General features: G+C 69.2%; 10 protein-coding genes and 1 pseudogene. 4 read left to right on the forward strand and 7 right to left on the reverse strand.

From position 1 onward, the window contains the following. Positions 1-113 precede the first annotated feature (113 nt). The 6 genes from ACZ45T_RS20165 to ACZ45T_RS20190 all read right to left on the reverse strand — a co-directional run bounded on the left by ACZ45T_RS20165 (position 114) and on the right by ACZ45T_RS20190 (position 4,361). Positions 114-764 carry a hypothetical protein gene (locus ACZ45T_RS20165; protein WP_468443076.1) on the reverse strand — a complete coding sequence of 217 codons (651 nt, stop codon included), beginning with the start codon at positions 762-764 and terminating at the stop codon, positions 114-116. Then, positions 761-1,219, reverse strand: a complete 459-nt coding sequence (locus ACZ45T_RS20170) for a DUF6114 domain-containing protein (RefSeq protein WP_468443078.1) — start codon at positions 1,217-1,219, stop codon at positions 761-763. Before ACZ45T_RS20170 ends, ACZ45T_RS20165 begins: the two co-directional genes overlap by 4 nt. Next, positions 1,210-1,839: a DUF6230 family protein gene (locus ACZ45T_RS20175; RefSeq protein ID WP_468443080.1), complete on the reverse strand. Its 630-nt coding sequence runs from the start codon at positions 1,837-1,839 to the stop codon at positions 1,210-1,212. Before ACZ45T_RS20175 ends, ACZ45T_RS20170 begins: the two co-directional genes overlap by 10 nt. A gap of 107 nt (positions 1,840-1,946) precedes the next feature. Next, entirely contained in the window at positions 1,947-2,699 is a 753-nt protein-coding gene (locus tag ACZ45T_RS20180; protein WP_468443082.1) for a MerR family transcriptional regulator, read from the reverse strand. A gap of 28 nt (positions 2,700-2,727) precedes the next feature. Then, a complete protein-coding gene (locus ACZ45T_RS20185) occupies positions 2,728-3,921 on the reverse strand; it encodes a methyltransferase (protein WP_468443110.1) in 1,194 nt (397 codons plus the stop codon). A 71-nt stretch (positions 3,922-3,992) separates the two neighbouring features. Beyond that, positions 3,993-4,361: a tetratricopeptide repeat protein gene (locus tag ACZ45T_RS20190; protein WP_468443112.1), complete on the reverse strand. Its 369-nt coding sequence runs from the start codon at positions 4,359-4,361 to the stop codon at positions 3,993-3,995. Positions 4,362-4,511: 150 nt separating this feature from the next. Between ACZ45T_RS20190 and ACZ45T_RS20195 the strand changes: the two genes are divergently transcribed. Beyond that, positions 4,512-5,477 carry a pirin family protein gene (locus ACZ45T_RS20195; RefSeq protein WP_468443084.1) on the forward strand — a complete coding sequence of 322 codons (966 nt, stop codon included), beginning with the start codon at positions 4,512-4,514 and terminating at the stop codon, positions 5,475-5,477. A 720-nt stretch (positions 5,478-6,197) separates the two neighbouring features. Here the strand turns inward: ACZ45T_RS20195 and ACZ45T_RS20200 are convergent. Continuing rightward, the gene (locus tag ACZ45T_RS20200) at positions 6,198-6,368 is read right to left on the reverse strand and encodes a hypothetical protein (protein ID WP_468443118.1); all 171 of its coding nucleotides are present in this window, start codon (positions 6,366-6,368) and stop codon (positions 6,198-6,200) included. A 75-nt stretch (positions 6,369-6,443) separates the two neighbouring features. Here ACZ45T_RS20200 and ACZ45T_RS20205 point away from each other — a divergent pair. From ACZ45T_RS20205 to ACZ45T_RS20215, 3 genes and pseudogenes are all read left to right on the forward strand, one after another. Beyond that, positions 6,444-6,656 (forward strand): annotated as a pseudogene (locus ACZ45T_RS20205) (hypothetical protein); the annotation flags it as partial. After that, positions 6,578-6,982, forward strand: coding sequence for a transposase (locus tag ACZ45T_RS20210; RefSeq protein ID WP_468443114.1), 405 nt, complete (start codon positions 6,578-6,580; stop codon positions 6,980-6,982). The pseudogene ACZ45T_RS20205 and the gene ACZ45T_RS20210, both read left to right, overlap by 79 nt. A 1,325-nt stretch (positions 6,983-8,307) precedes the next feature. Beyond that, complete coding sequence (locus tag ACZ45T_RS20215; RefSeq protein WP_468443086.1) at positions 8,308-8,724, forward strand: hypothetical protein; 417 nt, start codon at positions 8,308-8,310, stop codon at positions 8,722-8,724. Positions 8,725-9,348: the final 624 nt, after the last annotated feature.

Here is a 9,348-nt window from a genome sequence, read left to right on the forward strand (position 1 = left end):
GGGCAACAGAATTTCCCACGGGGGCTTACCCGAGGCGCCGCATGCGAACGGCCCGCTGTCCCGGAGGTGTCCGGGGCAGCGGGCCTAGGGGGTGTCTTGCCGATCAGGCCGGATCAGGGGCCGACGGTGATCTGCTGCGCCGGGTCGGTGGTGTCGGTGACCTTGTAGACCGCGTTGAAGGTGGACGAGGTCGCGCTCGTCGGGCAGCCGAACCCGCCGGTGACCTTGACCGGTACGGAGGCGTTGGCGAAAGTCAGGCTCGACGGGGCGCCGTTGGTCCAGCTGCCGCCCACGCTCGCCGCGGCGGTGGGCGCCGCGGTGACCGTACACGAGGCGAGCCCGGTCGTCTTGACCACCAGCCCGCCGACCGGCACGGTCATGGTGGCCGTGATCGGGGAGCCGTCCTGCATCGACACCGTCCAGGCCCCGCTGGTGGTGACCGTGGGGGTCACGCCCGGCATGCTGGAAGTGCAGGAGCTGTACGTCGGCGCCGAGATCGGCGAGGACACCGGCCCGGCCGGGTTGGTGTTGCCGGGGGCGGCCGGCACCGTGCCGGTGGCGACGGAGACCGTACAAGTCACCGTCACGGAACCGGCCTTGAGGGTGGCCTTCCCGCTGAGGGTGGCCTTGAAGTCGTGCCCTGCCGGGGTGACGGTGGTCGACCCGGCGAGCGGTGCGGGGGCGGCGGCGGCGGTGGCCGAGGCCACTGACACGGCTCCGGCGACGGCCATCCCGAGGGCGAGCGCGGTGCGCGTACGGCTCATGGCTGGGCTCCTTGGGGATCGGAGTGCGGCGTGGGGACCGCGGTGGGGGGAGCGGAGGTGGGGGGACCGGTGTGGGGACCGGCGGGTGGACCGGTGTCGCGAGCGGAGGCGTACGGCTGCCAGGCGAACATCAGGCCGCCGCCGAGAATGCCGAGCAGGGTGCCGATCAGGAAGCCGCCCAGATTCGAGAGGACCAGTGCGGCGGTGGCGATCAGGGTGGTGAGGACGCCCGCGAGAGTGCGCTGTGGGGGAGCGAACCAGGCGGTGAGGCCGAGCACGATCATCACGATGCCCATCAGGACGGACGGGATGCCCGCCACGCCCTGCTGGAGCATGATCTTCAGCGGTGCCAGCGGCAGGGCGCAGATCCACGACCCGGCCAGGATCGCGAACAGCCCGCCCCAGAACGGTCTGCTGCGCCGCCACCGCCGCCACCGCGAGCAGCTCAGAAGCATTCCTTCTTGCCCTTGCTGACGCTCATGCTCAGCCCGGAGAGCTTGAAGGTGCCCGCGTTGGTCGCCCACGCCGTCTGCTGGAGATCGGTGATGCGGACCGTGTCCGCCTGCTGGGCGAAGAGGTCCTGCATGCCCTGCGCGTCGGCCGGTCCCTTGTCGAGGGTGGAGGCGTCGCGCCCGATCTCGATGTTGCTGAAGACGGCGTCGCCGGAGAGCTGGGTGGCGTCGACGAACAGGTTGGTGGCCTCCACCGGGGTCTTGCGGCCGGCGGTCAGATTGAGCGAGATGTCGCCGACCACCGGCAGCGAGGTGACCACCGACTGGCAGAGGCTGTGGAGCCTGGCCTCCTTGATGGCGGTGACCGCCACCGGGAGGAGCTCGCCGCGGGCGTTGACGTCGACGCTGCCGTACTGGACGAAGCCCTCACCCTCCAGGCTGCTCGCCGACACCTTGAACTGCTGTCCCGACACGGCGAAGGAGGCGGCCAGGACGCCCTGTGCGAGGGCGATCCCGAGGCCGGCGGTCACGGCGACGGCGGGGACGGTCAGGACGGCGAACCGCCGCCAGCGGACGCGGCCGGAGCCGCTGGGAACGTCGGATAAGTGAGGGGAATCGGTCATGAGATCGTCCCTTATATCGGCTGTGCACCGTTGTTACCGACGAGTTGAATGTAAGAGTGCCAATGACGGTTGGCAAGGTTGTGCGAGCGCACCCTTTGAGCCGACTCCTACTGCTGCGTACGCAGCAGTTCGCCGACCTCCGCGTCCACCCGTCGAGCCATCGCCCGCGCGAACTCCGTGGTCACGACCTCACCGGCCACCGGCCGCAGGGCCGCCACCGCGGAGGTGATGTGCTGGAGCTGCGTGGCCGAAAGCTGCTCCAGCCCCTCCGCACCGATCACATGCCGCCGGAACAGCCCGACGAACCGGTCCGCGAGCGCCGCCGCCTGCGCCTGTACGAACTCTCCCGCATCCAGGATCTCCGCCAGCGGCACTCCCTGCCGCACCAGCGTCAGCGTCGCGTGCAGCAGCCGGGGACTCGGGTGCGTGACCCGGTCCCCGTCGATCGTCACGTACCCCAGCTCCGCCGCCCGCCGGGTGTCCTCGGCGGTGGCCGTGGGGCCGAACAGCTCACGCAGCTCGGCCCGGGTCATCGTCACCGGCTCCTCCTGTACCCAGTCCCGGGTCATCTCCCATTCCAGGCCCAGCAGTTGGGACAGGCCGCCGCCCTCCTCCCACGCGCGCAACAGCTCGGCGATGCCGTTGACCGTGTAGCCGCGGCCCAGCAGGTCGCTGATCAGGCGCAGCCGGGTCAGGTGGTCGTCGGAGTACCAGGCGATCCGGCCCTCCCGGCGCGGCGGCGGCAGCAGCCCGCGCTCCTGGTAGTAGCGCAGGTTGCGCACCTTGACGCCGGCCGCCCGGGCCACGTCCTCCCGGCGGTAGCGCCCGCCACCGCTCCCGTCCCCCACCTCGCTGCTCACGCGGCAGAGTGTAGGACGTACTGGCAGGTCACATGGGCCGCGGACGATCCTGCTTGACCGCCCGCAGGACGACGAACTTCGGCTCGCTCGCGACGACTTCGCTGTTGCCGAAGAGCCGGCGCAGGTGGGTGTGGTAGCCCATGTGCCGGTTGGCGACGATCCACAGCTCGCCGCCGGGCCGCAGCACCTTGCGCGACTGCGCGAACATCCGCAGCGCCGTCGCGTCCGTCGTGGCCTGGTGGGAGTGGAAGGGCGGGTTGCTCAGCACCAGGTCCACGGAGCCCGGGGCCAGCATCGCCACCCCGTCCCCGACGAAGAACTCGGCGGTCCGCCGGCCCTCGCGGATGTTCGCCGTGTACGTGGCCCGCGCCGAGGCGAGCGCCTGGTAGGACTCGTCCGTGAAGACGACCTCGGCATCCGGGTCGTGGACCTGCACCGCCGTACCGACGACGCCGTTGCCGCAGCCCAGGTCCACGACCCGGGCCCCGTCGGTGTTGGTCGGCAGGTTCTTCAGGAAGAAGCGGGTGCCGACGTCGAGCCGGTCGGCGCAGAAGATCCCGGCGTGGTTGACGACGGTCAGGCCGGAGGCCGACCCGGCGTCCTCGTCCACCGTGTACGTCAGCGGCCACGGCCCGGGGGTGGTCGGGCGGGTCGCCCCGGGGGTGCCCGGCGTGCAGAAGATCAGGCGGGCCTTCTTCTCCGCGAGCGAGGTCTTCGTCGGCCCGAGGATCTTCTCGAACAGCCGCAGCGTGGAGGTGTGGATCTCCTTGACCATGCCCGCGCCGACCACGACCGTACCCGCGTGCACGTGCGGGGCCAGCCGGTACAACTGGTCCTCCAGCAGCGCCAGACTCTTGGGCACGCGCACCAGCAGTACGTCGATCCGCTCGGGCGGCGGGTCCTGCGTGGTGAGCAGCGTCACCGTCGCCTTGGACGTGCCGATCCCGGCCCGGTCGAGGTTCGCGGCGGTTGCCGAACGGGAGAGGGCAGAGTCGGTGATCTGCGTCGGGCGGTACGCGGCGAGCGCCGTCGTCAGCGTCCCCCAGCGGTCCCCGAGGACGGTGATCTGGCCGGCTGAAGCCAGATCCACCGGGCCGCGCTCCCCGGTACCGGAGTCGAGGTGGCGCAGCAGGTACTCGTCGGCGGCATCCCAGGCCTGGAGCCGGTCGCGCGGGTCCTCGGGGAAGCGGGTGAGCTCGTAGGAGCCGAAGGGTGTGGTCAGACGGTTCATATGGGACCCAGGCTATCCGAGGAGGCGGCCCGATCCCGCATCGCACGGGGCCGGGGCGCGCGCTACTCGGGGAACTCGCCCGCCATGGCGGCGGCCATCCGCAGGTACGGGCGCGCCTCGGTCGCCCGGCCCAGGCGCTCCAGGGTGCGACCGAGCATCAGCTGCGCATAGTCCTCCACCGGCCAGCGCTCCAGGATGGCGCGGAGCTCGTGCTCGGCGCGGGAGAGCCGGGCGGAGTGGTAGTAGGCGCGGGCCAGCAGCAGCCGGGGCGCGAGCTGCTCGGGCGCCTCGCCCGCCAGCGCGTCCAGGATGCGGGCGGCCGTCACGTACTCCTTCGCGTCGAAGAAGAGCTGGGCGCGCGCCCAGCGCTCGGCCGCCGTCCCGTGCTCGACGTACGCCGTCGGCGCGTCCAGCGCGAAGACCGGATCCATCACGTCCACCGCGTCCACCGCATCCATCGGGTTCATCGGGTCCACCGCATCCCTTCGGCCGTTCAGGTGGTCTGTCCGCTGCCTCCAACACGCCTTCGCGGTGGAACATTCCACTCAACGCGGCCACCCCCGCGGGGCTAGGTTGTCCGCATGAGCAATCTCGATCGCCAGCCCGCTCTCTCCGCCTGCGGCGGCCGCGGCTTCGTCGTCGCCGAACCGGTGCGCGAGCTCCTCAGCCCGCGCACGGTCAAGCTCGGAGAGTCCACCGAGGTCCGCCGCCTCCTGCCGAACCTGGGCCGCCGCATGGTGGGTGCCTGGTGCTTCGTGGACCACTACGGCCCGGACGACATCGCCGACGAGCCCGGCATGCAGGTCGCGCCGCATCCGCACTCCGGGCTCCAGACGGTGAGCTGGCTGCACGAGGGCGAGGTGCTGCACCGCGACAGCGTTGGCAGCCTCGCCACGATCCGCCCGCGCGAGCTGGGCCTGATGACCTCCGGCCGCGGCATCAGCCACTCCGAGGAGAGCCCGCGCCCGCACGCCCGCTTCCTGCACGGCGCCCAGCTGTGGGTGGCCCTGCCGGACGCCCACCGCGAAGTGGAACCGCACTTCCAGCACCACGCCGAGCTTCCGCAGGTGACGGCCCCGGGCCTGACGGCAACGGTCATCCTGGGCACCCTGGACACGGCGACCTCGCCCGGCACGGCGTACACCCCGATCGTGGGCGCGGACCTCGCCCTCGCGGCGGGCACCGAGACCCGCCTCCCGCTCGACCCGGACTTCGAGTACGCGGTCCTGTCGATGTCGGGCGAGGCCCACGTCGACGGCGTCCCGGTCCTCCCGGGCTCGATGCTCTACCTCGGCTGCGGCCGCACCGAACTCCCCCTGCGCGCGGTCTCGGACGCCGGCCTGATGCTCCTGGGCGGCGAGCCGTTCGAGGAGGAGATCGTCATGTTCTGGAACTGGATTGGCCGGTCCCACGAGGATATCGCACAGGCCCGCGTGGACTGGATGAATGGGACCAGATTCGGCGAAGTGAAGGGGTATGACGGCCCTCCGCTTCCGGCTCCTGACCTGCCCCCGACCCACCTCAAACCACGCGGCCGAGCGCGCTGACCTGCGGTAACTGGAGAGAGGTGGTCCCCCCGGAGCGCGGGTCGTATGCCTTCCGGTTGCTGAAGCCTCTGCGCTACCGATCACGCCCCGCGCTTGCCCTTTGAGGGTGCGGGGCCTTCCCCTTCTGTGGGTGTCCGTGGGTGGGCGTGTGTCTGCGAATGCTGACCCAATGCTGACTTTTCTGACGCTGCATCAGGTAAGGCTTCGGGCAGGTGCAGACGTCGAATCGACTTCGTCGGCGATCGGCGCTTGCCTGGAATTTGTTCCCGGCTACGTGCCGGTCGGGGTGCCCACTGCGCCTCGCACGGGCCGGACCGAGAGTCTGATCGCCGGGGTGCTACCGCTTGTAGGAAGCCGACAACCCCTGCAGCGGTTGTCGCAGCGGCGTCCGCCGTGCAGCCTTGGCGAGCTGGGCTTCTGCGAGGCAGCGCGATGAACGGCGTTGCCGGAAGAGGTCCGCAGCTGCGCTGCCTGGGCGTGCATGCTCCCAGCGATGAGAGGGAATCCCGCAGACAACCGATCGCGAGCGTAAGTTCCCGCCTGGGCCGCGGTTTGCCTGTTGGCCGCAATGGTGTGAATTTACTGGAGCAGGGGACTGATTCCAGGAAGAATCCCCCCACGGCGATGCTGACTGATATGCCGTCTGACCGGCTGGATGCGCTGATCAAGCACCCGTTTCACCGGGAGAACGCTGAGCGGCTGGTCGGTTTCATCGAGGACCTACGCCAGTGCCACAGCGTCGAGGATTTCGTGAAGTTCCAGCGGGAACTTCTGCATGCCACACTCGCCACAAACCTTGCACGCGCGGAACGCTCGCGAGTGATCAAGCGCCTCAGGAAGCGGCAGTCGCTTCCCGCCGACGCTCCCGAACTCGTCGTTGGTGATCCTCACGACTTGGATGATTGGCGACTGGAGTCCGATGTCCTGGAGCGTGTGGGCCGCCAACTGCGCTCCATCGGTGACGCCATGGCCTGGCGGGCCTTCCGATACGACCGCCGCTACATACTTACGCTGCGCCGCAATGAATCGTCGGGACCGATGACCCTCAGCAAGGAAGGCACGGTCCACGAGATCCAGTCGGGCAGCAAACACCACTTGATCTGCGACGGACGCGGCACCCCGCTGAAAGTCATCACGACCGCGGCGAACGTCAACGACGTTACCCAGACCCTCGCCCTGGTCGACGGTATCCCACCGGTGGCGGGCCGTCCCGGCCGGCCCGCCGGCGTCCGGAGGCTTTGCTCGGGGACAAGGGCTACGACTCCAACCCCAACCGGGAAGAGCTGCGTAAACGCCGGATCCTGCCTGTCATCTCCCGGAAAGGAGCCCCGAACATCAAGGGCATGGGCAAGCTCCGCTACGTCGTCGAGCAGACCTTTGCCCTGCTCCACCAGTTCAGACGACTCACCGTCCGATGGGAACGCCGCACCGAACTCCACGGCGCGTTCATCTCCCTCGCCTGCAGCCTCATCTGCTGGCGATGCCTCAACAAACCCAACCCGTGATCGTGTTACGAGCTCAAAGAAGCCCGCTTTTTCTATCAGCAAGCCGATAGCACGGCTCCCAGCAGAGACGTCCGACTGCTCCAAGCCGAGATTCTGATGAAACGTGGCACCGAGCTGGCAGAGACCGGAGGCGACCCCGAAACTGCCTGGGGCAATTGGCATGGGAAAGACCAAAGGCGCGCTGCCATCATCAGGCAGCGCGAATGGGCACTCTCTGTTGCTAGCCGGGCCTTCCGTCAAGCCGGGGCAATCTTTTGGGAGATCGGTGAGCAGCAGAAATCCAGCGATGCGGCCTACCGGGATTGGGCGACCGGACCCAAGCGAACCAGGGCAATTCTTGGGCCATTCAACCCATCGTCCTTGGTGGCCCATGTGACGTGTTGGAGCTCGGACCAGGACTGGAGCCAAGACGAAAGCCGGCATCAGGAGCGCCTGGCGTCCCCTTCACCTGCAAAGGACTCAACGGAACTGCAGGAGGCGGCAGGGGTCAGCCCCAAGGCGCGGGTTGATGTGCACGCGTCACCCCCGTCACTCTTCGTTGAAGTTGCCGTCGGATTCCTGGCAGTCAAATTACTGGGCCCATTCCTTGAAACATTTGCCACCAAACTCGGGGAGCGGTTCGGAGAGTCGACCAGCGAAGCGCTCGGGCGCATCAGGGTGACACGCAGGCGTAATAGAAGCTCCAGAAACCTGGAAATCGAAGATCCACAAACTTTCGCCCCCACCGTTCTCGTCCTGCCGGAGGAATTCACCGAGGAAGCCTGCCTCGCCGTTATCGATCTCGACATCACCACAGAGGAAGTACGCGGAACAACCCTGCGCTGGAACCCGGACACGGCCACCTGGCAGGTGACCGAGAGGACTGAAGGCTCGCGCCACCAGCCGCACCGGAGTGCGCAGAGGCGACAGGGGCTGCAGGCGCATTCCGCAGGCGGCCCCCGGTACCTCGGGCACGCTCGCTCCCGTTCCTGCGGCCATCGTGAAGAGGGCCGGCCGACCAGTCTCCCTCCCGGATGCGGACTGCCCAGACCACGACAGGCAGCAGTCTCGTGTGCGCTCGCACAGGGTGGCCGAGCCGGTCCGGCGGGAGCCGTACCGCGGCGATCGCGTCGCCACGCCCAGCGCTGTTCCTACTCTCTTCCGGGCAACGTAAGTGTCCTGAGGGCTCGCGTGGTGGGGCGGTGCACGCTTTCGGATGTTCGCCGCTCACTTGCCCGCCGGCTTGGGCATCCCGGCTCAGGGCGTGGCAGTGCGCGAGGCGCCAGGCAGGCCACCGGACGGCTGACAGAAGCCCGTCTCGGGCTGGTTGTGTAAGGGGAGTGGTTGTGGGGTGGAAGAGCGAAGAGTACGGGCCGTCGCATGAGCGCTGGGCCGGCGCCCTTCTCGCGGACGGGACCGAGCCGGGCCCGGTGTATCTGAATCCGGGGAGCGGCGCCGACTTCCATGAGACGCGGGAGTGGTGGGCTTACAGCGGCATTCTCAACCGGCCCCGCGTGACCGCCACACGCGGTGCCTGCGCGCGTGGCTGGCGCGGCACCGCGCGGTATCCGATTGACTGGGAGGTGGCGGACGCGGCCAGCATCTACGAGCCGGTCATCGAAGGCCCGCAGGAGGACTGGGAGCGCCACCTCGACGAGGCTGAGGCACGGACGGTGCGCCCATCCTGCGGGAAGGCGCGGATCCGGACCGCGCGTCGCTCGTCCGGGAGTCCGGGCATCTCGAGTGGCTGGCCCGTGGTCTGATCCCCTCGGACGCCGGAGCATGGGACACAGCATTCGGGGAATACCGAACTGCCCGCCAGGCACACCTCGAACTTGCGCGAGCGAGTCTTGGCCTGCCCACTGGGGAAACACGGTCGGATGTCGCCTGGCCGCCGTCCTGGCGGCCTCCGCCGGACCGCGCCAGAAGGCGTCCGGGACCATGACGCGCGTCCGGTCCATGCGCCGCCACCCGGGTAACGAGACAGCGTTCCGTTGTCCGGGGACGAGAGGGTGGCCGCAAGGTCCTGAGGTGCGCGAAGAGTCATGTGAGCGGTTGTCCGCGCTCGCGGACGAGCCCGCGGCGTACTCGCCCGACGCGGCACCTACACCCTGTCAGACCTCGCCGGCATCGGGAAGCCCGGCGGCAGACGGCTTCGGCTACACCGGACTGCCCCACCGTATGGCCGTCTCCCCTCCGGAAACCAGAGGGAGACGGCCATACGGTGGGGCAGTCCGGTGTCCGTCCGGGCCGTGGTAGCCGCCGGGCTTCCGGCCCGCGATGCGACCGTCGTCCCCACGAAGGTACCGGCCGCCTCCCCTGTCGTGAGTGGCAAAAGGGGAGGCGGGATACGCCGGTCCGGTTCCTCGACGGGCTCCACCTGGTCC

The sequence above is a fragment of the Streptomyces sp. NPDC030995 genome (assembly GCF_055571215.1).